Genomic DNA, 24,802 nt, shown 5'->3' with positions numbered 1-24,802 from the left:
GCGAACAAGATGGACTTTACCCTGACCGAGGATCAGCAGGCCTACATGGAGGCCGCCACCGCCTTTGCCAACGAGGCGCTCAAACCTCACGCCGCCCGCTGGGACAAAGAGCACGAGTTCCCCGTTGCCACCATCAAGGAGGCGGCTGCGCTCGGCTTTTGCGGCCTTTACACCCCGGAGCAGTACGGCGGGCTGGCCCTGCCGCGGCTCGACGCCAGTCTGGTCTTCGAGCGTCTGGCCATGGGCTGCACCTCCACCACGGCGTATCTGACCATCCACAACATGGTGAGCTGGATGCTGGGCACCTGGCTGCCGGCCGAGGTGGCGGCAGAGTGGGTGCCGAAGCTTGCCAGCGGCGAGCTGCTGGGCTCTTACTGCCTCACCGAGCCGGGGGCGGGATCGGATGCCGCCGCCCTCAAGACCCGCGCCGTGCGCGATGGCGATGATTATCTAATCGAGGGCAGCAAGGTCTTCATCTCGGGGGCCGGCAGTACCGACGTGCTGGTGGTGATGGCTCGCACCGGTGGCGAGGGGGCGAAAGGGATCTCTGCCTTTATGGTGCCCGCCGACAGCCAGGGGGTTGTCTACGGCAAGGCGGAGAAGAAGATGGGCTGGAACAGCCAGCCCACCCGGGAGGTCGCCTTCAACGGGGTTCGCATTCCCGCCCGCTACCGCCTGGGGCAGGAGGGGGAGGGCTTCAGGTTTGCCATGCAGGCGCTGGACGGCGGGCGCATCAACATCGCCACCTGCTCGGTGGGAACGGCCCAGCAGGCCCTCGACGACGCCCTGGCCCATGTGCAGCAGCGCCAGCAATTCGGACACCCGATCAGCGAATTCCAGAGCGTGCAGTTCCGCCTCGCCGACATGGCCACCGAGCTCGCCGCCGCCCGCCTGCTGGTGCGCCAGGCCGCCGCCAAGCTCGACAGCGGCAGCCCGGACAAGAGCGCCTGGTGCGCCATGGCCAAGCGCTTTGCCACCGACGTGGGCTATCGCGTCTGCGATGAGGCTCTGCAACTCTTTGGTGGCTATGGTTATATCCGCGAATACCCCCTCGAGCGTTACCTGCGCGACACCCGGGTACACCGTATTCTGGAAGGCACAAACGAAGTGATGCGGCTGATCATCGCCCGCCGCCTGCTGGGAGACCCGGGTCTGTCGCTGGAGTAGGGGGGCATTCTCTCTGACGGATGCAGTGCCGTCGTCAGGCTTTGTGAACCAGCCGAATTTAGGCGCCATTCAACCCTGTCATCATGGCAGCAGGTTTATTGACAAGGACAATGCAATGACAAGGATCAGGCTCGAATATCACGGTCACGTGGCCTACATCACCCTCGACCACCCGCCTGCCAACACCTGGACTCTGGCCAGCCTGCAGGCCTTCCTGCAGATGATGGTGGAGCTGGATGGTCGCCCCGACGTGGTGGCGCTGGTGATCCGCGGGGCGGGGGACAAGTTCTTCTGCGCTGGCGCCGATCTCAAGATGTTTGCCGACGGCGACCTGGAGCACGCTCGCGAAGTGGCAGAAGCCTTTGGTCGTGCCTTCGAGGCGCTGGCCCGCTTCCACGGCGTCAGCATCGCCGCCATCAATGGCTTTGCCATGGGAGGCGGGCTGGAAGTGGCGCTGGCCTGCGACATTCGCATCGCCGAGCAGCAGGCGCTGCTGGGACTGCCGGAGGCGTCGGTGGGCTTGCTGCCTTGCGCCGGCGGTACCCAGCGTCTCACCGAGCTGGTGGGCCCGGGTTGGGCCAAGCGGATGATCCTGTGCGGCGAGAAGGTGAGTGCCACCCTGGCCTACGAGATGGGGCTGGTGGAGGAGGTGGTGACCGAAGGACACGCCTGGACGGCGGCGCAGCAGATGGCGCAGCGGGTGGAGCGCCAGAGCCCGAGCGCCCTGCGTGCCTGCAAGCGCCTCATCAACCAGGGGCGCAGCGGCCATAGAGATGCGGCGTTGCCGCTGGAGCGCAGCCTGTTCCTCGCGTTGTTTGACGATGCCAACCAGCGCGAAGGGGTGGTCGCCTTCCTGGAGAAGCGGGCCCCCTGCTGGCACTATGACAAACCCAGTGGAGAGTCCCATGACTGACCCCGTGCGCGTCGCAACCCATCCCACGGCGGACGGGTACCTCATCGGTGTCTTGACGCTCGACAGCCCCGCCTCTCTCAATGCCCTGAGCCTGCCGATGATCCAGCGCCTGCAAGAGGCACTCACGGCGTGGGAGCAAGATCCTGCCATCGTCTGCGTGCTGTTGCAGGGGGCCGGGGAGAAGGCGTTTTGCGCCGGGGGCGACATTCGCTCCTTCTATTACCGCCGGCAGGAAGAGAGCGAACAGGCGCTCTTTGCCTATGCCCGCGATTTTTTTGAGCAGGAATACCGGCTCGATCACCACATCCACCGTTACACCAAGCCCCTTGTCTGCGTGGCGGATGGCATCTGCATGGGGGGCGGCATAGGCCTGTTCGCCGGTGCCGATTTTCGGGTGGTGACCGAGAAGAGCCTGTTTGCCATGCCGGAGGTGACCATAGGTCTCTACCCGGACGTGGGCGCCAGCTGGTTCTTGAGCCGGATGCCGGGGCGACTCGGACTCTGGCTCGGGCTCACCGGCGCCCGCTTCAACGGGACGGATGCTCTGGGGCTGGGGCTGGCGGATCACGCCATGGCCAGCCGCGAGCGGGCCGAGCTGCTGCCACGGCTCGCCACCCTCGACTGGGCTGCCAAAGAGGATCCACGTGAGCAGATAGATCAACTGCTGGGCGGGTTGCACGCCGAGGCCCGCGAGCAGTTACCAGCCCCCGTGATCCTGCCTCATCAGGCCAGGATCCATGACCTGCTGGCCGGACGCTCCCTGCAAGGGGTGCTGGACAGGTTGAACCATGCCGTCTTCGATCCCGCCCTTGGCGAAGGGAGCCTGACGCAGGCTCGCGACACCTGTCGCACCGGCAGCCCCATCAGTCGCGCCATCCTGTGGCGCCAGTACTGGGCGGCACGTCGCCAGTCGCTGGCCGAGGTGTTTGCCGACGAACTGGCGCTCTCGGTCAACTGCGTGCTCAAGGGGGATTTCGTGGAAGGGGTGCGGGCACTGCTCATCGACAAGGACAAATCCCCCCGCTGGCAGCCGCCCCGGCCCGGTGCCGACTGGCTCGACGATTTCTATCGCTGGCCCGAGGGGAAAAATCCCCTGGCCTGCTGAGGGGCCAGCGCTGCCAGGCAAGGGATGCACTGGCCGAGAGGCCGGATTACGAACGGAGCAAGGAGCAAACTGATGACAAGGATTGGATTTATCGGGCTCGGCAACATGGGGGGGCCCATGGCCGCGAACCTGGCCAGGGCGGGCCACGCCGTGCGCGTGTTTGACTTGATGCCGGAGAGTGTCGCCAAGGCGATCGCCGCTGGCTGTATCGCTGCCGGGGATGCCCGCGAGGCGGTCACCGGCTGCGATCTGGCCATCAGCATGCTGCCGGCTGGTGAGCATGTGCGCGGACTCTGGCTGTCGGAGGGGGGCGGCCAGGATCTGCTGGGAGCGCTGCCGGCGGGGGCGCAGGTGATCGACTGCTCCACCATAGACGTGGCCTCGGCCCGCGCGGTGGGAGACGCGGCGAAGGCGCGCGGCATCCGCTTCCTCGATGCCCCCGTCTCGGGCGGTGTGACCGGCGCCGCGGCGGGCACCCTTACCTTTATCGTCGGTGGCGAGTCCGCCGATTTTGAAGCGGCCAGGCCCATCCTGGCCTGCATGGGGCAGAACCTGTTCCATGCCGGGGCGCTCGGGGCGGGCCAGATCGCCAAGATGTGCAACAACATGCTGCTCGCCATCCACATGGCGGGCACCGCCGAGGCGCTGGCGCTCGGGGTCAAGGAGGGGCTGGATCCGGGCGTCCTCTCCATCATCATGGGCAAGAGCTCGGGCAACAACTGGAGCCTGGAACGCTACAACCCCTGGCCCGGGGTGATGGAGAACGCCCCCGCGTCGCGCGGGTATGAGGGGGGCTTCATGACCCGGCTGATGGTCAAGGATCTGGGGCTTGCCATGGCGCTGGCCGAGCACGCCCACAGCGCCGTGCCCATGGGGGCACTGGCCCGCAACCTGTTCAACCTGCACGCAAGCCAAAGCCGGGAGAGCAAGGATTTCTCCAGCATTCTCGAGCTCTATCTGGATAAATCCCAGGACAAGTCCGGCGCGATGTGACGCGGGATCCTGCCTTTCATTCGTCATCCCGTCATCCGGGTCCAGGCAATAAGGAGCATTTATGGATATCACAGAAAAAGTCATCGCCATCACGGGGGCCGGGCGGGGGCTCGGTCGCGCCATCGCCCTGCGTCTGGCCAGTCAGGGTGCCGTGCTGGCGCTGATTGACGTCAACCGTGCCGATCTGGAGGTGACCGAGGCCGAGGTGCGCAGCCGGGATGGTCGCTGCGCCCTGTTCGTCTGCAACGTGGCGGATGAACCCGAGGTGGAGGCGACCTTTGCCGCCATGGAGGAGCAATTGGGCGCCCTGCATGGCCTCGTCAATTGCGCCGGCATATTGCGGGATGGCATGCTCATCAAGATGAAAGAGGGGGAACTGGTGGAGAAGATGAGCCTGTCCCAGTGGCAGGCTGTCATCGACGTCAATCTCACCGGTACCTTCCTCTGTGGACGCGAGGGAGCGGCCTTGATGGCGAAAGGGGGGCAGGGGGGCGTCATCATCAACATCTCCTCCATCGCCCGCGCCGGCAATATAGGTCAGAGCAACTATGCCGCCAGCAAGGCGGGGGTCGCCTCCCTGGTGGTGACCTGGGGGCGCGAACTGGCCCGCCACGGCATCCGGGTGATGGGCATAGCCCCCGGGGTCTTTGCCACCGACATGACGGCGGCCATGAAGCCCGAAGCCATGGCCCGGATGCAGCAGGCCATTCCGGTTGGCGCCCTGGGGCAGGGGGAGCAACTGGCCCAGACCGTGCAATTCATCCTCGCCAACGACTACCTGTCCGGCCGGATCATCGATCTCGACGGTGGCCTGCGACTCTAACCCCGGCGGTGATCCGCGACTGCCCCTTGCCACTGGCACAGGGGCATTTTTATTGCAGTTTGACCCAAAAGACCTGCCTGACGCCCAAGGTGGCACACTGCATGGGCATGCAGGGCTTCTTTGAAAAACAGGGCTGACATCATGGAAAAACATGAAAGATCAACGGGTCTTTCTGAATTTGAACCAGCTCACAGGCCGGGTGAGTGAGTGCTGTAGAATTGCGCGCGGTCAAGGCGGTGTGTGATTGGCACTGCGAAGGATTGCGGTCGGAATAGTCATGCAATATAGTTGCCGCCTTTTTCACGGGGTACGGATTTATCACCCCTCCCATATCGCGCGCTGTATGAATACGGATGCTCAGTCGCCGCTTAATAAAACAGGTTTGAGATGGACAAGAAACTAGGGCTCGGCGCCCTCATTTCGCTGGTGATCGGCTCCATGGTCGGTGCCGGGGTCTTCAGTCTGCCACAAAACATCGCAGCGCACGCCAGCGCCGGGGCCGTCGCCCTGGGGTGGGCCATCACCGGGATCGGCATGATCTGCCTCGCCCTGGTCTACCAGAACCTCTCCATGCGTCGCCCGGATCTCGACGGGGGCATCTTCAGTTACGCCAAAGCCGGTTTCGGTGATTTCGTCGGCTTCAACGCCGCCTGGGGCTACTGGCTCTGCCAGCTGCTGGCCAACGTCTCCTACGCCATCGTGGTATTCAGCGCCCTGAGTTACTTCTTCGACACCCCGGACAACGTCATCTTCGGCGACGGCAACACCCCGGTCGCCATCACGCTCGCCTCCCTCCTCATCTGGTCGGTGCACGCCCTGGTGCTGCGCGGCATCCAGGTGGCGGCCCTGGTGAACATAGTCACCACCATCGCCAAGATGGTGCCCCTCATCGTCTTCTGCGTCGCCGTGTTGCTCGCATTCAACATGGAGACCTTCACCCTGGACATCTGGGGGCAGGGCAACACCGAACTTGGCTCCGTGATGGATCAGGTCAAGTCCACCATGAAGGTGACGCTCTGGGTCTTCATCGGCATCGAGGGGGCCGTGGTGGTCTCCGCCCGTGCCCGTCATCGCAAGGATGTAGGCCGTGCCACCGTACTGGCGCTGCTCGGCGCCCTGGCGCTCTACGTCATGGTGACCCTGTTCTCCCTCGGCGTGATGAACCAGCCGCAGCTGGCGGCCCTGAAGAATCCCTCCACCGCCATGATCCTGGAAGCCGTGGTCGGTCCCTGGGGCGCCTGGCTCATCAACATCGGTCTGGTGATTTCCGTGATGGGGGCCCTGCTGAGCTGGACAGTACTGGCGGCGGAAGTACCCTATATCGCAGGCAAGACAGGGGTCTTCCCGGCCTGGTTCGCCAAGGAGAACAAGAACGGCTCGCCCCAGGTGTCGCTGTGGTGCTCCACCTGTCTGGTGCAGGCCTTCCTCATCATCATCTACTTCCAGAGCAGCACCTACCTGGCGCTGGTCAACATCGCCACCTCGGCGGCTCTGGTGCCTTACGTCTTCTCCGGCGCCTATGGCCTCAAGCTGGCGCTGCAGGGCACCACCTACGAGCACCAGCCCCATCAGCGCAAGCGTGATCTGCTGCTGGCCCTGGTGGCCACCGTCTACGGCTGCTGGCTGGTCTATGCCGCCGGGGTGGAGTACCTGCTGCTGGTGGCGCTACTCTACAGCCCCGGCATCTTCATCTACTGGAAGGCGCGCCAGCACCATGGCCTGCGCAGCCTCAACCGGCTGGAACGCGGGATGACGGCAGCCCTGCTCGGCTGCGCCGTGCTGGCCTTCTACAAGGTGATGGACGGTACCATTCCCCTGCATTAATCGGCACAATAAAGAGATGGCATGACGCCATCTCTTTTTTTATGGGAAATGGCGGTCAACTAGACCGCCATTTAGCTATATAAGGAATTTTTATGCTGTTTGTGGGTTATCTGGTGTTGGGGGCCTTCGCGGGCATGCTGGCGGGACTGTTCGGGATCGGTGGCGGGCTCATCATAGTGCCTGTGCTGGTACTCAGCTTTCATGCCCAGGGGGTGGCCCCGGAGATCATTACCCACCTCGCGCTTGGTACCTCCCTGCCAACCATGATCTTCACCGGCTTCAGTTCCCTGCGGGCACATCAGGAGGCGGGGGCCGTCGACTGGGTGATGATCCGACGCCTGGGGGCGGGCATGTTCATCGGCGCCTGGCTCGGTGGCCTGACCGCCAGCCAGCTCAGCGCCAGCACCCTCAACATCATCATCGGCTGCTTCGCCTGGACCATGGCCCTGCAGATGGGACTGAACCTCAAGCCCAAGGCGGAGCGCCAGATGCCAGGGCCGGTCGGCACCAGCATTGCGGGCACCGTCATCGGCTGGCTCTCGGCGCTGTTTGGCATAGGGGGTGGCTCCATGACGGTGCCTTACCTCAGCTGGAACTCGGTGCCCATGCGCAACGCCGTGGCGGCCTCCGCCGCCTGCAGCATGCCCATCGCCCTGGCGGGCAGCCTGAGCTACCTCTATGCCGGCTGGGGTCACGCCGATCTGCCCGAGTGGAGTGTCGGCTACATCTATCTGCCGGCCCTGCTTGGCATAGTGCTCACCAGCACCCAGTTTGCCCGCGTCGGCGCCAAGCTGGCCCATCGCCTCTCTCCCAAGCGGCTCAAGCAGGCGTTCGCCCTGCTGATGTTGGTGGTGGGGGCCAAATTCATGCTGTTTAGCTGATCCATTCGGCAGATTGTTGAAAAATAAGGCGAACGGTTCGTCTCCTGGCAGAAAGCCATTGCATTGGCAGGCCAGTTTGCCTATTCTCCTCGCCGGTGGTCCCATTGGTCCTCTCGCATTGATAACTCGTCAACCTGGTCAGGACCGGAAGGTAGCAGCCAAGGCGGGGGACTCGAGTGCCGGGATGTGGCTGGTGGGGCCACCACCTGTTTCTGAAAATCAATAAGTTAGCCTCCTAAAGCCCTTGGTCATCCACTTTGTGTGGACGACAAGGAGCTCATCGATGAATCTCTGGCTCAGTCCCCACGGCATCTGGTATTACCGGAAAGTCACCACGCTCCCCTGTGGTCGTCGTAAAGAGATCAAAAAATCCCTGCATACCCGAGACAAGCTGACGGCCCGTGCAGCTGTTGCGAAGCTGCTTGCCTGTGTGCGTTCCAGACCCAAGCCCATTCAGTTGCCTGCAGACGTCAATGTTGCCCCACATGAGCAATCAGTAGCCCAGCCGATGACTCCGGCGGCCAAACCGCTTGCTCCGCTGCTGTCGGTCTCGTGTGACCGCTATCTGAAAGAGAAGGCCCTCTCCTGGGCACCGAAAGAGCTCAGTAACCAGAAGAACTACATTGGCTCCTTTATCGAGGCACTCGGCGACAAGCCAGCGGCAGGCTATAGCAAGGCTGATGTGGTCAAGTTCAAGGAGGGCCTGCTGAACTCCGGCAAGAGTCCGACCACCATCAACAAGTATCTCCAGAAGCTCTCCCTGCTGTTTAACTGGCTGGCTAACCATCAGGATGGGGTCATCAACCACTTCGCCGGATTGAAGCTGCAGCGAGCCAAGGAGGTGAACTCACGAAGTGGGTACACAGCGGAAGAACGTCGCAAGTTTATCGGGTGGACTAAGCAGCAGGAGCCCCACCGCAGGTGGATTGCTCTGCTGGGGCTGTTCACCGGGGCTCGAGCCAACGAGATCTGCCAGCTCTATGCCGATGATGTGCAACAGGTTGACGGTATATGGTGCCTGAATATTCGCAGTGGACGGCCAGACCAGAAACTCAAGACGGCCAACAGTGCACGCCTTGTTCCTCTCCATCGGTATCTGCTCCAGAGCGGTTTCATCGAGTTTGTGAAGGGGCGAGCAGGAGGGCGACTCTTCCCTGAACTGCCACATCGCCAGGATGGATACAGCCACCTGTGGGTGCAGTGGTTTAGCCGCCATCGCCCCGTCGACAAGGATTTCCACAGCCTGCGGCATACCGTGGGGACAGCCCTCAAAGATCACGGTGTGCCATTGCAGTATGCGGCGGCGATCTTGGGTCACACCAACGGGGCGATCAGCTATGACCGATACGGAGGGGATGTCTCGCTGGATAAGCTCCATGAGGTGATAGAGGCGGCTCTCTCATCCTTTGCTGATGCCGGATAATGGGAAGGGTGGGTCTGCCGAGATGCTGAAATTTTGGCATTTTTAAGAACTTTTTCTACGAAGCCTCATACAGGAAAAGTTCTATAAAATGCTGAATTTTCAGCAGATTGACTGCTCGTTTTGTGCCCTTTGCCTTTGTTGGCGGGCAAAACGGGGAAATCAAAAACAGCAGAGGGGCCCGCAGGCCCCCCATTCGTCACACAGTGTAGTTCGCTCCTGGCTCCGGCTGCTCCCGGTGGGTTGAGACCGTCATGTCCGCCATCTCGCTATCGAGCAGGGTCAACCCGATGATGGTGTCCTTGCTGTTATAGCGGGGGATCAGATAGCCCTTTTCTAACAGCTTCTTCTTGAGGGCATGTTTCTTCATGGCCCATTCACCGTTCTGCTGTGCCCAGCGGCTGTAGGCCGCATAGACCTCGCTCATGGGCACTTTGGCCCCTGCTCTGGCCTGGGTGCACTCTTCAAGGAAGCAGCCAACCATATCTGACTCGGCACGGTAGGTCTCGACATCCTGCTTGAGACGAGCAGGAATCGATGCCTTGAGCCTCTGCTCTTGCCACATCTGGCAGCCCTGGATGGCCCAATTCAGAATGCCGGGCATCTCGGCCCGCAGCTTCTCCATCAGCATTGGGTCCAGCTGTTCCTTCGTGAAGGAGGCATTGAAGGGCAGCATCAGCATCCGACGCCACATGCCATTGCTGGTATCGCGGATCTCGGGCTTGTGGTTACCCACCATCACCAGAGAGAAGGATGGGCGGAACTCCATCTCCTTCTTGGCGTAGGGAGCACGAGCGACAATCACGTCATCCCCCGTCATGGCCTTCACCAAGTTCTCATCCATACGGGCCCCCTCTGGCAGCTCGTTGGCGACCACCAGACGTGCATCCACCAGCTTGGTCAGTGATGGATTCGGACCGGTATTGCCGTTGCGGTTGAACAGCAAGACGTTACTGTTGATCTGCCGACTGAACTCTCCCAGCAGCTGCTGAATGACCGACATGAAGGTACTCTTGCCGTTGCAGCCGCCCCCGTGGAGGAAGAACAGGAGCTGTTCGTCGGTACGGCCGGTGATCCAGTAGCCCACACAACGTTGCAGGAAGGCAGCGTACTCGGCATTACCACAGCAGATCTCGTCGATGAACTGCTCCCATCGTGGGCAGGTGGCGGTCGGGTCATAGGCCACTGGGCTATGGTGGGTCATCATGAATGCCCGTCTCGGTGCCAACAGGCGACCCGACTTCAGGTCGATGACACCGTTCGCCGTGCCCAACAGCATCGGATTGGCGTTCAGCTCGTGCAGTCTTGCCGTCATCATCGGCTTGGCCAGCTCCAGCATGTTCTGAATGCCTGCTCGGTTAAGGCTGCTTGAGCCGTGTCTGAGTACTGCATAGGCCCAAGACAGCTCCTCTTTCTTGCACGCCTGCTTGATCAACATCTGTCCGATTTCCTGGATCTCTTTGCCCACGGTTTGAGCAAGGATCATGGGCGTCAAGTCATTCTGGGTCCAGTGCGTACCATCGAAGTGGATGAAGCCACCTAACTCAGGGACGAACTTCAGGTTATGCCCGTGCATCTGCACGAACCGTTCAGCGTTGGCTGAATCGTTGAGCTCGTTTTCAAAGATGGCAGTACGTGGCATGACCTTGACTACTTCCGGCTGCTGATCATCGTCCTGAACGGCTTCGGCTTCGGCTTCGGCTTCGGCTTCGGCTTCGGCTTCGGCTTCGGCCACAGGCTCAACTAGGGTGAATGCCGCCACCAGCTCGGTCAGAGGCAAGGGGTTGTCGCCATGCAAGTATTCGTCGATGTCCTTGACGCTATCCGGCAGCTTTACTTGGGTCAGTTTGAGACCGAGTTGGGCCACCTTTGAGCGGTACTTGTCGCCCGCGTCATCAGTGTCGAAGAAGGTGACAACATCACTGTCAGCCAGCTCACGCCCCAGCCACTCTAACTGTGTCTGTGACAGTGTCCCGATGGTGGCCAGCACAGGGCCCGGCCAACCTGCATCCACCAGCGACAGGCGGTCATTTTCCCCCTCTACCAGGGCGACAGGGCCGGGGGCATTCAGGCTCTCTTCTCCGTAGAACTGCACCCCGTTAAGCCAGTGCTGGCTCGGCAACTGGAACTGATACTGCTTGTTTGGGTCCTTGAAAGTGAAGCGGCTGACTTGTCCGTTGCGGTCGAAGTGCGGGAACACATAGACACCGCTCGGGAAGAAGTCACGAAGCAGATCTGGGGCATTGTTGCGAAGCTTGACCAGACCGGAGGCCAGTCGCTCCTCTTGGCTGAATCCTGCATCCTTAAGTGCCTTGTTCAGGCCACCTGAGAAGCCGATATCCAGCCCCACCAGCACCTCCTCAGAGTGGCCACGCCGCTCCATCAGTTCGTCTAAATCTAGGCGAGCCTGATAGTGGTTGGCGGCGAGCTTGAAGAGCTCTTGCAGGCGAGCAGGTGGGGCCGTGTAGATCGGTTGCTCCAGCTTCACCACCTTGCGAATGGTCGGGGCGACTGACAGCTCGCCCAGCAGGAGCAAGCGGGCTGCATCAGCAGGGCTACGGGCTTTGTCGCACTTGACGACTAGATCGAGCACATCCCCATGTTCATCACAGCTAAAGCACTTAAACCTATCGTCGTCAGGGTAGAGGGTGAAGCAATCATTATGGCCGCACAGTGGGCAACTGGCATCATCCAGTCGATAGGTGTTGGAGCCGACTTTCTTGACGTCTTGCCCGGTCAGGGCCGAGGCGACATCCATAATAGGGAACTGCTCTTTGACAGCAGCAAAGTCGATATTCAGAGAGTGGCCTGCATCGGCCAGGGCAAATTCAAGGTCAACTTGTTGTGTTTGAGACATGGAGTCTCTCCTTCGATGACCGTAGCTGGAACTAAAATCAGGTTGAGTGCGTTCCAAGCGGCGGTAATCAGGTCGGGTAATTGGCGCCCCCCGAGGGCTTATGGCGTGAGCCAAGGTGCGATGTGCGGGGGCGTCTGCCCGCCGACAACCCCGACTATACGGATCGGCAGAAGCAATACAACCCCTCTTTTTTCCTCCCCAAGGTCCCATTTCGAGTTTTCGTTGTGAACAACGCAAAAACGGCTATTCATGAAATATTCTAATGATTGACAACAGGTGATGTAGTGACATCCCTTGCTAAGTCGATAGCCTCCATCCGGCCCAGCCAAACAGGTGGGATATGAGGTCTGCCGAACTGCTGAAATTTTGGCAGATTTAAGAACTTTTTCTACGAAGTCTCATACAGAAAAAGTTCTATAAAATGCTGAAATTTCGGCAGATTGAGCACCCTAATTGGCCCCTTTGCCCTTGTTGGCGGGCCAAACGGGAAAATCAAAAACGGCAGATTTTCACAGCCAGCACCGAGGCCACGACTGGAGGCCAGATGCTGTGATAGGATCACGCTATTTCGAGCGTCCCACGGGGTTTCCATGACTACCAATATCTCATCCCTTGCCAACCTTATCTGGTCGGTGGCTGACCTCCTGCGAGGTGATTTCAAACAGTCCCAGTATGGCCGCATCATCCTGCCCTTCACCGTCCTGCGTCGTCTTGAGTGCGTGCTGGCCCCTACCCGTGAAAAAGTGTTGGCCACCGCCGAGAGCACCAAGGCCATGCCCGAGCTGGCCCGCCATAAGCTGCTGCTCAATGCCGCCGGGCAGAGCTTCTACAACACCGCTAAGCTCACCCTCGACAACCTTGGCGAGAAGCAGATTGGTGACAACCTGGATGCCTATGTGCGGGGCTTTTCCCGTGAGGCATTCGAGGTGTTCGAGCACTTCAACTTCGCCGCCAGCATCGATCTGCTGGAAGATGCCGATCTCCTCTACAAGGTGGTTCGCAACTTCGCCAACGTCGATCTCTCCCCCGAGACCGTCGATAACTACCACATGGGTCTGGTGTTCGAGGAGCTGATCCGCAAGTTTGCCGAAAGCTCTAACGAGACCGCCGGTGAGCACTTCACCCCCCGTGATATCGTGAGGCTCACCACCTCGCTGGTGTTTGCGGCCGATGACGAGGCTCTGACCACCGCGGGCGTGGTGCGAACCATCTATGATCCCACCGCTGGCACCGGCGGCTTCCTCTCCTGCGGCATGGAGTATCTGCACGAGCTGAACCCGGCGGCACGACTTGCCACCTTTGGGCAAGAGCTCAACCCCGAGTCGTTTGCCATCTGCAAGGCCGACATGCTGATCAAGGGGCAGGATATCAGCAACATCAAGCTCGGCAACACCCTCTCCGATGATCAGTTACCGCAGGAGAAGTTCGACTACTGCCTCTCCAACCCACCATTCGGGGTGGACTGGAAGAAGGTCGAGAAGCAAGTAAGGGACGAACACCTGCTAAAGGGCCACAGCGGCCGCTTCGGGGCGGGTCTGCCCCGTGTCTCTGACGGCTCACTCTTGTTCCTGCAACATCTTATCGCCAAGATGAAGCCGGAGGGTGCTCGTATCGGCATCATCCTCAACGGCTCCCCGCTCTTTACCGGTGGGGCAGGTAGCGGCGAGAGCGAGATCCGCCGCTACATCCTCGAGCACGACCTGCTCGATACCCTGGTGGCCCTGCCCACCGACATGTTCTACAACACCGGTATCGCCACCTATATCTGGGTGCTGTCGAACCACAAACCGACCGAGCGTAAGGGCAAGGTGCTGCTGATCAACGCCAGCGACATGCACAGCCCAATGCGTAAGTCGTTGGGCTCCAAGCGTAAGCAATTGAGCGACGAGGCCATCGAGGAAGTAGTGCGTCTCGCCAGCCGTTTCGAGGCGAGCCCGATCGCCAAGATCTTCCCCACCACCGCCTTCGGTTATCGCCGTATCACAGTGGAGCGGCCGCTGAAACTGGCGTTCTACCCACAGGATGCCGAGCGGCTCGCCAGTCTCACCGCCGACAAGGGATGGGTCAAGCTTGATGGCACCCTGCAGTCTGCCATCCTGACTGCCTTGGGCCAGTTCGCTGAGGCCAAGTTGCTCTCTCGCGACAAATTCAAAAAGCAGCTGACCAAGTTGCTGGGGGAGGTCAAGCTGCCAGCCCCGGCCTTTAAGCTGTTGGTGAGCCATCTGGGTGAGCAGGACGACGCCGCCGAAGTGTGTAAAACCAAGGGCGAGCAGGAGGCTAATGCGGATCTGCGGGATAACGAAAATGTGCCGCTGGGGGAGGATATCCATGACTATCTCAAGCGCGAGGTACTGCCCCATGTGCCGGATGCCTGGATCGACACCAGCAAGACCGATCCACTCGATGGTCAGGTGGGCATCGTGGGCTACGAGATCCCCTTTAACCGCCACTTCTACCAGTACCAGCCGCCCCGCGACTTGGCAGCTATCGATGCCGATCTCGATGCGGTCGCCAAGGAGATCATGCAACTGCTGGCGGAGGTCCATTCATGAGTGAAGTTGTTGCTGCTGCTCAGCAAGGGCTGACAGGAAAATATCAACCCTATCCTGAATATAAGGATTCCGGAGTGGAGTGGTTGGGGGATGTGCCAGAGCATTGGGTACTTTCTCGGGTTAAAGATGTTGCCGTTGTCTTTGGGGGATATCCTTTTGATTCTCAGAGATTTAGTCCTGACGTTGGTGTACCATTGATAAGAATTCGTGATATTAACACTGAGCTTACGGCAGTTTATTTTGACGGTGATGTACCGCAAGAAGCTATTGTTGAAAATAATGATGTGCTGATTGGGATGGATGGTGAGTTCAATGTTGCTCGATGGAAAGGGGGCAAAGCAGCTCTAAATCAACGAGTCGCATGTGTTCGAACTTACTCGGATGAATTAACGACATTGTTATTCTATACGCTTCCCTTTAGTCTCAAAGTGGTAAACGACTTAACTTATTACACAACAGTTAAGCACCTCTCACTTGAGGATATAAAGAAGACAATATTTGCCTTGCCTCAAGGCGAGGAACTTTCCAACATAGTGGCCTTCCTCGACTACGAAACTGCCCGGATTGATCGGCTGATTGCCCAGCAGCAGCGGCTGATCGAACTGCTTAAAGAAAAGCGGCAGGCGGTGATCTCCCACGCCGTCACCAAGGGCCTCAACCCCAATGCCCCCATGAAAAACTCCGGCATTGAGTGGCTCGGCCAAGTGCCGGAGCATTGGGATGTATGTTTAATAAAGTATAAGTGTGATGATATTACGGATGGTGCCCATACTTCACCTGAAACAGAGGGGGGGCAAGAATTATTTGTTTCAATAAAAGATATTAAAGATGGAGTAATTGAATTCGAACGAGCGTTGCTGACTTCATCTGAAAGCTATCAGCATCTAGTAAAGTCTGGTTGTCAGCCATTTGCAGGGGATATTTTATTTAGCAAGGATGGAACAATTGGGCAAACAGCAGTTACTCCCGATGGTATCTCGTTTGTGGTTGCGTCTTCGCTGATAATAATACGACCAAATCGAAGTGTGGTTCGTCCATCTTTCCTTAATTTCTTGCTTCAAAGTTGTGCTACAAAGGAGCAAGTAGAGAGCTTTGTTAAAGGGGCTGCTTTAAGACGTCTTTCAATTCAAAATCTACTTAAAGTATTTGGGGTTTTCCCAAGTTTATATGAACAAGATGCAATTAGTGGATATCTTGAAACGACGTTGGCTCATTATTCAGAACTTGAATCAAAAGCCTTCCAAGCTATCAGTTTGATGCAAGAACGCCGCACCGCCCTGATTTCCGCCGCAGTGACCGGCAAGATCGATCTGCGTGGTTGGACGCCGCCTGCCGAAGAGGTGGCCGCATGACGCTAACGGGGCTGGCGTGCTACGACTTTGTCAGCCAACTGGCAGCCTTACCGTTTGTCGAGGCGATCTGGCTGTTTGGTTCACGGGCCCGTGGCGATCACCGTGAGCGTTCCGATATCGATCTCGCCATCGAGTGCCCCGGTGCCTGCGAGGCGCAATGGCAGCAGGTGTTGGCGATCATCGATGAGGCCGATACCCTGCTCCCTATCGATTGTGTGCGACTCGATGAGGAGTCGCCCCAGAGCCCGCTGTATCAGGCCATCCTGTGTGACAGGGTGCCGCTCTACCGTCGAATGACGCCTTAAGGATGTGTTATGAGTCTGGATCTGAATCTGGTTGCCCTTGGCAACGCCCTCAAACGCCTCGCCGAATCCCTGAGCTATGACGCGAGCCAACCGCTGGTGGTCGATGCCAGCATCCAACGCTTCGAGTTCTGTATCGAACTGACCTGGAAGACCCTGAAAAAGGCGCTGGCGGCGGAAGGGATTGAGGCCAATACCCCCCGTGAGTGCATGAGCCAAGCCTATGCGGCCCACTGGCTGGCCGATGAGACGGTCTGGTTGTCGATGCTCAAAGATCGCAACCTGACCTCGCATACCTACAAGGAAGCTCTTGCGGTCGAGATCTATAGCCGTCTGCCGGGGCATCTGGCGGCGATGCAGTCGCTTTATCAGGTACTGCTGGCCCGAGAGGATCAGCCATGAGCCTGGACCTCAGTTTGGAAAATAGGGCTCGGGAGAAGGCATTTCAGGACCATATCATCGAGCAATTGGCCGCCTCCGGTTGGCTGGTGGGGGAGTCCGCCCACTATGACAAAGAGAGAGCCCTCTACCCCGAAGATGTGATCGCCTATGTGCAGGAGAGCCAGCCAGAGGGGTGGCAGAAATACTGCAAGACCTACGGTGAGGAGCCAGAGCGTCATCTGCTCAACGCCGTTGCTCGATCCCTTGAGAGCGATGAGCGGGGCACCTTGTGGTTACTCCGTCATCAGGTAGAGGACCGAGGGCACCGGCTGGCAGTGGCTACTTTCAAGCCTGACCATGACCTTAACCCAGAGCTCGTCGAGCGTTATGCCAAGAACCGGCTGCGGGTGGTGCCAGAGCTGGTCTACAGCCCTCACGGCTATGAGGGCCGACTCGATCTCACTCTGTTTCTCAACGGCATACCGGTGGCAACGCTGGAGCTCAAGTCTTGCTTCAAACAGAGCCTGGAGAACGCCAAGCAGCAGTACCGCTTCGACCGCCCACTGGTGACGGCGGGCAAGCGTGAGCCGCTGCTGGCTTTCCGTCGCGGGGCGCTGGTGCACTTTGCCGTCAATCAGTTTGAGGTGGCGATGACCACGCGGCTGGCCGGAGCAGATACCTTCTTCTTGCCGTTCAACCGTGGCACCGCCAAGGGCGGGGCCGGGAACGATCAGCCTGAGACAGGCTATGCCAGCGAGTACCTATGGCAGGAGATTTTCGCGCCCGAGACCTTCCTCAATATTCTGGGTCGCTATCTGCATCTGCAGGTGAAGCACGAAGAGGACGCACTGGGCCGTCTCAAGAAGAAAGAGACGATGATTTTCCCCCGCTATCACCAGTGGAAAGTGGTTGAGACGCTGCTGGCGACGCTGAGCCAAGAAGGGAGCGGCCAGAAGTACCTCATCCAGCACTCGGCGGGCTCTGGCAAGTCGAACTCTATCGCCTGGTTGACCCATCAGCTTGCGTCGCTGCGGTGTGACGGGGATAAGCTTTTCAATTCCGTCATTGTCGTCACCGACCGGACTGTGCTCGATAGCCAGTTGCAGGAGACCATCGCTCAGTTCGATCACGCATCCGGGGTGATCTCCCGCATTAATCGGGAAGAGGGGGATGGCAGCAAATCTGCTCAGTTGGCCGAGGCACTGACCAGCGGCACTCCCATCATTATCGTCACCATTCAGACCTTCCCCCATGTGCTCAAGGCCATTCAAGAGAGCTCCAGCCTGAAGGCCAGCCGCTTTGCGGTGGTGGCCGACGAGGCTCATTCCAGCCAGACCGGCAAGACTGCCCGTCAGCTGCGTGAGGTGTTGATGGCCGAGCAGTTGAATGATGAGGAAGAGCTCTCGGCCGAGGATGTGATGAACCTGACCTTGGCTGCCCGTGGCGGCAGTCAGAACATCAGCTACTTCGCCTTCACTGCTACCCCGAAGGCCAAGACGCTGGAGCTGTTCGGTCGCCCGCCCAAGCCCCATTTGCCCATTTCGGATGAGAACAAACCCGAGCCATTCCATGTCTACACCATGCGCCAGGCGATCGAGGAGGGGTTCATCCTCGACGTGCTGCGTAACTACACCAACTACAAGCTGGCCTACAAGCTGGCGATGGACAGTGAGGCTGCGGACGCGGAGGTCGACAGCAAGAAGGCCAAACGCAAGCTCTCCCAGTGGGTGCGGCTGCACCCGCACAACATTGGCCAGAAGGTGCAGGTAATTGTCGAGCACTTCCGCCAGCACGTCGCCCCGCTCCTGGCGGGCCAAGCCAAGGCGATGGTGGTAACCAGCAGCCGGATGGAGGCGGTCCGCTACAAGCTGGCGTTCGACAAGTACGTCAAAGAGCAGGGCTATCCGGCGATCCGGGCCATGGTGGCTTTCTCGGGCGACATCGAGGACGAGGGGCTGACGTGGAACGAGCGGAACATGAATCCGGAGCTGAAAGGGCGGGACATGCGTAAGGCGTTCGATACGGCTGACTATCAGGTGATGCTGGTGGCCAACAAGTTCCAGACTGGGTTCGATCAGCCCAAGCTGTGTGCCATGTATGTGGACAAACGCTTAACCGGGGTGGACTGCATCCAGACCCTCTCGCGGCTCAATCGCACCTATCCGGGCAAGGAGAGTACCTATGTACTCGACTTCGTGAACGACCCGCAGGATGTACTGGAAGAGTTCCAGAAGTATTACGAAACCGCCACGCTGGACTCAGTGTCGGATCCCAACCTGATCTACGACCTGTTTCACAAGCTCAAGGGCGAAGGGATCTTCACCTGGCCCGAGGTGGTGGCCTTTACCGATGCCTACTTCGACCCCAAACGGGGTGCCGATGCCTTCTTGCGGCACGCCGTTCCGGCCAGAGATCGCTTCGCCAAGCGTTACCGGCTTGCCATCGAGGCTATTCGGGAGTGCCGGACCCAGCTCAAGTGGCTGATGGAACAGGGTGGTTCAGGTAGCGACCAGGTTAATGCCGAACGACGCCTCAAGGAGGCCGGGGAAGCCCGTTCGGTGCTGGAGCTGTTCAAGAAGAACCTCAACGGTTATGTGCGGTTCTACGAGTTTGTCTCCCAGATCACCCCCTTCGACGATTACGACATGGAGCGGCTGTGTGTCTTTGCACGCCACCTGCTGCCCCTGCTGCGGGAAGAGGTGTTGGATGAAGAGCAAGTAGACCTTTCCTCGGTGATGCTGAGCCACTACCACCTCAAGGCCAAGCGGACCCAGGATCTGCAACTCAAAGAGAATGCTGCCGGTTATGGGCTGGAGGGTATCGCATCCCTTGGCAGTGCCAAGCCGAAAGAGGAAAAGAAGGATTTCCTCTCCGAGCTGCTGGCTCGGATGAACGATCTGTTTGGCCTGGAAGTGACTGATGGGGACAAGCTCGACTGGGTGCAGGGGATGGTGACCAAGCTGAGTGAAAACGGCCCCCTGATGGAACAGGTCCGCAATAACCCACGGGAATCGATTCTGCATGGCGATTTCCCGAATGCAGTGGATGAAGCCGTCATCGGACGAATGGAAACCCAGCAGGGCATGTCGCTGACGTACCTCTCTCACCCCGATAAGGCCAGGGCATTGCAAAATATGCTGCTGGACTTGTTGCTCGAGGGGTTGGCTGGCCATCAGTCATTACGGACACAGAGCCAGTAGGCGTTTGCTGGAGAAGCATGTCAAGGCTGACGTGCTCCTTCACCCGGCAACGAGACCGAGCAAAGGAAGTGGGAACACCATCCTAGGCTAGGTCGAGGAGGTCTGCCGATCTGCTGAAATTTTGGCAGATTTAAGAACTTTTTCTACGAAGTCTCATACAGAAAAAGTTCTATAAAATGCAGAAATTTCGGCAGATTTCAGCATAGAAATGGGCCCTTTCCTCTTGGTTGCGGGGAAAAGGGCCCGATCCAAAATCAGCAGATGTTAGTCTTGCGGATTCCGCAAGGGCCGCCAGACGTATTCGGACAGCTCCTTAACATTCGTGGGGGGCAACCACTGCGGGTCATCAGGTTCGAAACCAAAAAGATTCATCATTTCTGACAGGGAGTCGCAGAGATGATCACCATCAGCTCGACTGAAGGTGCCATCATGGCGCTGGATGAAGTTTGGGGTGAAGCTCTCACCGGTAGTACAGACTGGCAGTGTCTGTATCTTTAGATCCTCTGGCCCACCTTCTGTGATCTTGATGGCGTACCCGAGCAACGGATAACGCTGCACGGTCGTTTCTCCGTTGTCATTTGGTTCTACAATGATGTATCCGTACTCACCAGGCAGCGCCGGTGAAAAATGAGTTGATGACATGTTTTTTCCTTAAAAAGCAGACTCTTGCTGTGTTCGTCCATTTAGTTATCCCCAGCTTGTTACGGGCTCGCAGTGGGGTTGTGGATAACATATCGCGTCGCAATCGGAAAATCTACGAAATCCAGCTAATAATTTTTTAAGGGGGGCCAGAGGTGACGTTGGGCCCCTATCCCCCTTATACCAGCCTCGTGCGGATTCAATAACAGCCAGACCTCCTGGCATAAGTAACTCGTGTACCCAAACGACGCGAGGTTACTGTTATGACACATCACTACGATGATCACCCTGGACTGGGCGATCACATCATCAATCAGGCATTGGCCATCCTGGAGAGCCGACAGCGGCATCTGGGCCATGCCTTCACTCAACCCAAAGCGGCAGCAGACTTCCTTCGGCTCAAGATGGGGGAGTACGAGCGGGAAGTGTTCGCCGTCATGCTGCTCGACAATCAACACCGACTGCTCGATTACCAGGAGTTGTTCTTCGGCACCATCAATGCGGGCACCGTTCACCCCCGTGAGGTGGTCAAGGCGGCCCTCAACAGAAACGCCGCCGCGGTCATTCTGGCCCACAACCACCCCTCCGGTATGGTGGACCCCTCGGATGCTGACAAGGCTGTCACAGTTCGTCTCAAGGATCTGCTTGAGGTGGTAGACGTGCGAGTGCTCGACCACTTTGTGGTGGGACAGCACGACATCGTCTCGTTTGCCGACAGGGGGTTGCTATGACCCCATCCAAACCGCTACAGGCTTTGTTCACCAAGATCATCGGCAGCTACCCCGATGCCACTGCCCTGACCCTCAACTTCCGCAGTCCCGATTACTCCGCTGACACTGGCGGTTACCGTCCGGTCGAAATCCGTCTGGAGAAGCAGACGGGCAACTGGGGGATGGCCTATGTCACCGAGTTCACCTACATCGGCGGTGAGCTGGTCAAGGATCTTGACTTCGACTTCAACGCCGGACTGGCCTCCCAGCTCTGGTGTGGAGAACGGCCGTTGGCCACCACCATGGACCTCTACCGATTGTGGGAGAGGAACTTTCTCGCCTATCACCGGATGGAGGTCTACCGACTGGACATCACCCCTGAGTAATCACCATGAACGACTTCACGAAAGCCCTGCTGCTGGATGCCTTGAAGGCAGCCCTGACGGCGTTCGCGTCTGTCATCGTCAACGCGATGATGGCCCGCTACATGCCGCCACACTTCTACAACATGAACGAAGAGGAATACCCATGAACAAGATGATCCTGACCTCGGTGACACTGGTTGCCATTGCAGGGGGAACGCTGGTGATCCGCCTGCTGGCTCGCGATAAGGCTCACGCTGAGGAGCTGGCCAAAGTCTTACGGATGCCTGTTACGCGTCATTGAGATCCCCCCGGCCAGCCTGAGCTGGTCACCTGCAAACCCAGCCAGGTCAACTGGCTGAACACCGCAACGGGCCTTCATCACAGAACGGCCCGTTTTCATTTCTATCGGTCAATAGACCAAGGCCATGTGACGCGAGCGAAAGCAGTACTTTTTGCCGGTCACATGGGTTCCTTTGGACCTTTTGACTGGTCGCGTCAGTGTACCTTGCCCTATTGACCAGGAGGAGACCATGGCACTGGTGGGATATGCACGTGTCAGCACTGTGGGGCAGAGCCTGGATGCCCAGCTTCAGGCACTGGCAGAGTGCAGCAAGATATTTCAGGAGAAGGTGAGCGGGGCCAAGGATGATCGCCCGCAGCTCTCGTTGATGCTGGATTTTGTTCGTGAGGGAGACGTGGTGATGGTGACCAAGCTGGATCGCTTGGCTCGCAACACTCGCCACCTGTTGGAGATCTCGGAGTACCTGCACGCTAAGCGGGTTGCTCTGAGGATTTTGAATCTGGGTATCGATACCTCGACACCTACCGGAAAACTGATGTTAACCATGATCGGTGCCATCGCCACGTTTGAGCGGGAGCTGATGCTGGAGCGTCAGGCAGAAGGGATTGAGCTGGCTAGGCGGCGTGGGGTCTACAAGGGCCGCAAGCCGACAGCCATGGCGAAGGGGGATGAGGTGCAGGCGCTGGCAGCAAGAGGACTTGCCAAGGCCGAAATCGCACGTCGGACGGGGATCAGCCTCTCCAGCGTGCAGCGGATCTTGCGTGGACTGTCTGGCGAATGAGTGGTTTTGACAACAAGGATAACGACATGGAACAAGAGAAGACGAAACAAGAGTCCGGCCGGTTCTTCGAGCAGCGGGAGACGTTTTCGACACAGATGGCGAGCAAATGGGCCCGTTATCGTCTGTGGCTGAAGCAGTCGCTGCGTAGAGACCCTGAGCTAGATTCGAGTGAGGTCAACAATAATCCCTACCAGCGGGGGGGCATATGCAGTTACAACGCCTACCTCTCTGGAATGTTGAAGGCTCACTTGTGGGGGATATGGTTAACTGCTGTGGTAGTCATCGTGTTCTACTTTGGGTTGGGAATGGCAGGTTTTCGGTCAAATCGCTTCCCAGGCTTGCCGATCATGCTGTTGGTCGCGGCCTTTTGGTCATTCCACTGGGCCCTGATCAGCTTCATCTGCCTCGAAAAGCGGCTGAGGGCGATAGGGATGGCTCAGAGTAAGCTGCGAGTCATTGCCCTGGCGTCGGTTGGTATGACAACAGCAGGCATCATGTTCGGATGGTTTATCCGCTTTAAACGTGATGGCATGGCTGGGAACCCCTTGATTGATTTAGCGATGTCACAGTATGAAACTGTGGGCCAGATAGGTGCCGGTATGGTCTATCTCGGTTTTGCCATGCTCTTCGTACTGCCTTGCTACCGTAATAGCGATGCGTTATCAGAGGGGGTAAAAGACGAGCTGGGGAAGGTGCAGGGTTATCCGACCCCGATCCTGTTGCTATTTCATTTGCTTCTGCTGTTTCCAGCAGTGGCGATTCTGGCCTAGTAGACTTCAAGGAGCTCATATCAGAGCTCCTTTTCTTTAGCAGGTATGCAAGGCATCAAGTCGGTAGCGGTGTTTTGCTCGGCAACCACGGCACCATGATTGTATCCTGGTTACGCCAGCCATCCGCCTGAATCCAAACTCTCCTGCTCGATAGAACACATGAACGCCAGCCTGTTCTGAACAGTTTGGGCAGCTTTTGAGTTTCTGCCCGTTTTGATGGAACACAACAGAATGATTGAGTGGCTGGCCACAAGAACACTGGTCGGTCATCGGCGATCTCACTTACGGCGGTTGTCAGTTTCTTTGGCTACCCCTTTGAAGGGCTCTCCATCTTGTTTCTGGTCGATAAAGCGGCCAGTTTCAGCGTCCCGTTTCACCCAGTTTCCAGTCACCGGATTTTTTACCTGGGTACGGTCGTTGACGGAACCTTGTCGATAGCCTTTGCCTGTGTTCGTAGCCATATGTCACCTCGGGTTTAAGTGAGACCCAAAGTTATCATTGGATGTCATTTTGCTCAACATTGGGTTGATTGTTGAGCTGCTGTGGGAGGGGATGGGGTCTTTAATGAGGTGCTTGCAGTGTACGGGGGAGGGCGGGTAGGATTGCCCTGTTTGTTACCCATTTAAGCATGTCCACTTGATGTGGATGACCGTACTTGCGGCGGATTCTCGCTTGTTGAGGTTTCAGAACACTGTGATGGCAATCAGTTCCATCCCCAAGTGCCTGATTTATTTGGGCTCGCATTGATAACTCGTCAACCTGGTCAGGACCGGAAGGTAGCAGCCAAGGCGGGGGACTCGAGTGCCGGGATGTGGCTGGTGGGGCCACCACCTGTTTCTGAAAATCAATAAGTTACGACTAACAACCCCCTTCAGACCTCTTGGTAATCCACTTTGTGTGGATGAATCAGGAGTCTTCATAGTGAATCTCTGGCTCTCTCCGCAAGGTATCTGGTACTACCGCAAGGTGACAGTGCTCCCCTGTGGTCGCCGCAAAGACATCAAAAATCTCTCCGTACTCGGGACAAGCTGGTCGCACGAAGCAAGGTGGTCCAGTTGCTTGCCTGCGCGCGCTCTCGGGTAAAGCCTGTGGCTGCCCAGCCAGAACTTCAATCAAGCTCCTCGCCGGAGCCTCAGCAGCAGCTATCGCAACAGACACCCTCAGCGGCCAACCCTGTCCCTAAGGCAGTCTCTGCGACTCCTTCTGCCATTTCATCCCCTGCACTCTCAGAACTCAGTGAGCGTTATCTGAAAGAGAAGGCGCTCTCGTGGGCCCCCAAAGAACTCAGCAATCAGAAGAACTACATCGGCTACTTCATCAAGTCGCTAGGGAAGGTGCGAATAAGCGGGGAAATTCTTCTCGGCTGACTCAGTCATTTCATTTCTTCATGTTTGAGCCGATTTTTTCTCCCGTAAATGCCTTGAATCAGCCTATTTAGACCGTTTCTTCGCCATTTAAGGCGTTAT

22 protein-coding genes and 2 other RNA genes are annotated in these 24,802 nt (G+C 58.3%); 21 read left to right on the top strand and 3 right to left on the bottom strand.

The features are described 5' to 3' along the window. Window positions 1–9: 9 nt before the first annotated feature. The 9 genes from BN1127_RS18100 to BN1127_RS18065 all read left to right on the top strand — a co-directional run bounded on the left by BN1127_RS18100 (window position 10) and on the right by BN1127_RS18065 (window position 9,129). Window positions 10–1,167 carry an acyl-CoA dehydrogenase family protein gene (locus BN1127_RS18100; protein WP_042650369.1) on the top strand — a complete coding sequence of 386 codons (1,158 nt, stop codon included), beginning with the start codon at window positions 10–12 and terminating at the stop codon, window positions 1,165–1,167. A gap of 115 nt (window positions 1,168–1,282) precedes the next feature. Continuing rightward, a complete protein-coding gene (locus BN1127_RS18095; RefSeq protein ID WP_042650368.1) occupies window positions 1,283–2,080 on the top strand; it encodes an enoyl-CoA hydratase in 798 nt (265 codons plus the stop codon). Beyond that, the gene (locus tag BN1127_RS18090) at window positions 2,073–3,185 is read left to right on the top strand and encodes an enoyl-CoA hydratase/isomerase family protein (protein WP_042650367.1); all 1,113 of its coding nucleotides are present in this window, start codon (window positions 2,073–2,075) and stop codon (window positions 3,183–3,185) included. The genes BN1127_RS18095 and BN1127_RS18090 overlap by 8 nt, the downstream gene beginning before the upstream one ends. A 72-nt stretch (window positions 3,186–3,257) precedes the next feature. Beyond that, the gene (gene mmsB, locus BN1127_RS18085) at window positions 3,258–4,178 is read left to right on the top strand and encodes a 3-hydroxyisobutyrate dehydrogenase (protein ID WP_042650366.1); all 921 of its coding nucleotides are present in this window, start codon (window positions 3,258–3,260) and stop codon (window positions 4,176–4,178) included. A 61-nt stretch (window positions 4,179–4,239) separates the two neighbouring features. Continuing rightward, window positions 4,240–5,001, top strand: coding sequence for an SDR family oxidoreductase (locus tag BN1127_RS18080; RefSeq protein ID WP_005324164.1), 762 nt, complete (start codon window positions 4,240–4,242; stop codon window positions 4,999–5,001). Window positions 5,002–5,388: 387 nt separating this feature from the next. Next, the gene (gene arcD, locus BN1127_RS18075; RefSeq protein WP_042650365.1) at window positions 5,389–6,825 is read left to right on the top strand and encodes an arginine-ornithine antiporter; all 1,437 of its coding nucleotides are present in this window, start codon (window positions 5,389–5,391) and stop codon (window positions 6,823–6,825) included. A 92-nt stretch (window positions 6,826–6,917) separates the two neighbouring features. Continuing rightward, complete coding sequence (locus BN1127_RS18070; protein ID WP_042650364.1) at window positions 6,918–7,706, top strand: sulfite exporter TauE/SafE family protein; 789 nt, start codon at window positions 6,918–6,920, stop codon at window positions 7,704–7,706. 102 nt (window positions 7,707–7,808) lie between these two features. Further along, an RNA gene (gene ffs, locus BN1127_RS21830) (signal recognition particle sRNA small type) lies at window positions 7,809–7,905 on the top strand. Window positions 7,906–7,989: 84 nt separating this feature from the next. After that, on the top strand, window positions 7,990–9,129 hold the full coding sequence (locus tag BN1127_RS18065; RefSeq protein ID WP_042650363.1) for a site-specific integrase: 1,140 nt from the start codon (window positions 7,990–7,992) through the stop codon (window positions 9,127–9,129). Between the two features lie 196 nt (window positions 9,130–9,325). On the opposite strand, the gene BN1127_RS18060 is transcribed toward BN1127_RS18065, so the two are convergent. Beyond that, window positions 9,326–11,983 carry a phage/plasmid primase, P4 family gene (locus BN1127_RS18060; protein WP_042650362.1) on the bottom strand — a complete coding sequence of 886 codons (2,658 nt, stop codon included), beginning with the start codon at window positions 11,981–11,983 and terminating at the stop codon, window positions 9,326–9,328. 590 nt (window positions 11,984–12,573) lie between these two features. Here BN1127_RS18060 and BN1127_RS18055 point away from each other — a divergent pair. The 5 genes from BN1127_RS18055 to BN1127_RS18035 are packed head-to-tail and all read left to right on the top strand — an operon-like array spanning window position 12,574 to window position 19,770. Continuing rightward, window positions 12,574–14,535 carry a type I restriction-modification system subunit M gene (locus BN1127_RS18055; RefSeq protein ID WP_042650361.1) on the top strand — a complete coding sequence of 654 codons (1,962 nt, stop codon included), beginning with the start codon at window positions 12,574–12,576 and terminating at the stop codon, window positions 14,533–14,535. Then, window positions 14,532–15,887: a restriction endonuclease subunit S gene (locus tag BN1127_RS21825; RefSeq protein WP_197069662.1), complete on the top strand. Its 1,356-nt coding sequence runs from the start codon at window positions 14,532–14,534 to the stop codon at window positions 15,885–15,887. The genes BN1127_RS18055 and BN1127_RS21825 overlap by 4 nt, the downstream gene beginning before the upstream one ends. Beyond that, entirely contained in the window at window positions 15,884–16,192 is a 309-nt protein-coding gene (locus BN1127_RS18045; RefSeq protein ID WP_042650359.1) for a nucleotidyltransferase family protein, read from the top strand. The genes BN1127_RS21825 and BN1127_RS18045 overlap by 4 nt, the downstream gene beginning before the upstream one ends. Window positions 16,193–16,201: 9 nt before the next feature. Then, window positions 16,202–16,591: an HI0074 family nucleotidyltransferase substrate-binding subunit gene (locus tag BN1127_RS18040; protein WP_042650358.1), complete on the top strand. Its 390-nt coding sequence runs from the start codon at window positions 16,202–16,204 to the stop codon at window positions 16,589–16,591. Then, window positions 16,588–19,770 (top strand): type I restriction endonuclease subunit R, encoded by a 3,183-nt coding sequence (locus BN1127_RS18035; protein ID WP_082030158.1) that lies wholly within the window; start codon window positions 16,588–16,590, stop codon window positions 19,768–19,770. The genes BN1127_RS18040 and BN1127_RS18035 overlap by 4 nt, the downstream gene beginning before the upstream one ends. A 264-nt stretch (window positions 19,771–20,034) precedes the next feature. Here the strand turns inward: BN1127_RS18035 and BN1127_RS18030 are convergent, their stop codons facing one another. Continuing rightward, window positions 20,035–20,412: a hypothetical protein gene (locus BN1127_RS18030; RefSeq protein WP_042650357.1), complete on the bottom strand. Its 378-nt coding sequence runs from the start codon at window positions 20,410–20,412 to the stop codon at window positions 20,035–20,037. A 260-nt stretch (window positions 20,413–20,672) separates the two neighbouring features. On the opposite strand from BN1127_RS18030, the gene radC reads away from it, so the two are divergent. The 6 genes from radC (at window position 20,673) to BN1127_RS18010 (ending at window position 23,336) form a co-directional block, all read left to right on the top strand. Next, complete coding sequence (gene radC, locus BN1127_RS18025) at window positions 20,673–21,140, top strand: RadC family protein (RefSeq protein WP_042650356.1); 468 nt, start codon at window positions 20,673–20,675, stop codon at window positions 21,138–21,140. Beyond that, window positions 21,137–21,505, top strand: a complete 369-nt coding sequence (locus tag BN1127_RS18020) for a DUF2787 family protein (RefSeq protein ID WP_042650355.1) — start codon at window positions 21,137–21,139, stop codon at window positions 21,503–21,505. Before radC ends, BN1127_RS18020 begins: the two co-directional genes overlap by 4 nt. Window positions 21,506–21,510: 5 nt before the next feature. Further along, window positions 21,511–21,651 carry a hypothetical protein gene (locus tag BN1127_RS22510; protein ID WP_180345021.1) on the top strand — a complete coding sequence of 47 codons (141 nt, stop codon included), beginning with the start codon at window positions 21,511–21,513 and terminating at the stop codon, window positions 21,649–21,651. Then, the gene (locus BN1127_RS22505; protein WP_180345022.1) at window positions 21,648–21,785 is read left to right on the top strand and encodes a hypothetical protein; all 138 of its coding nucleotides are present in this window, start codon (window positions 21,648–21,650) and stop codon (window positions 21,783–21,785) included. The genes BN1127_RS22510 and BN1127_RS22505 overlap by 4 nt, the downstream gene beginning before the upstream one ends. A gap of 229 nt (window positions 21,786–22,014) precedes the next feature. Beyond that, window positions 22,015–22,566 (top strand): recombinase family protein, encoded by a 552-nt coding sequence (locus tag BN1127_RS18015; protein WP_042650354.1) that lies wholly within the window; start codon window positions 22,015–22,017, stop codon window positions 22,564–22,566. Between the two features lie 26 nt (window positions 22,567–22,592). After that, on the top strand, window positions 22,593–23,336 hold the full coding sequence (locus BN1127_RS18010; protein ID WP_042650353.1) for a hypothetical protein: 744 nt from the start codon (window positions 22,593–22,595) through the stop codon (window positions 23,334–23,336). A 278-nt stretch (window positions 23,337–23,614) separates the two neighbouring features. Here the strand turns inward: BN1127_RS18010 and BN1127_RS21815 are convergent, their stop codons facing one another. After that, window positions 23,615–23,797, bottom strand: coding sequence for a hypothetical protein (locus tag BN1127_RS21815; RefSeq protein WP_082030157.1), 183 nt, complete (start codon window positions 23,795–23,797; stop codon window positions 23,615–23,617). A gap of 271 nt (window positions 23,798–24,068) precedes the next feature. Here BN1127_RS21815 and ffs (BN1127_RS21810) point away from each other — a divergent pair. Next, an RNA gene (gene ffs, locus BN1127_RS21810) (signal recognition particle sRNA small type) lies at window positions 24,069–24,153 on the top strand. Window positions 24,154–24,802 lie beyond the last annotated feature (649 nt).

Origin of the sequence: Aeromonas media, assembly GCF_000819985.1 — a bacterium.
GTDB classification, from domain to species: domain Bacteria; phylum Pseudomonadota; class Gammaproteobacteria; order Enterobacterales; family Aeromonadaceae; genus Aeromonas; species Aeromonas media.
Note: the sequence above shows the minus strand (reverse complement) of the source record. Positions and strands in the feature narration are given on the sequence as shown.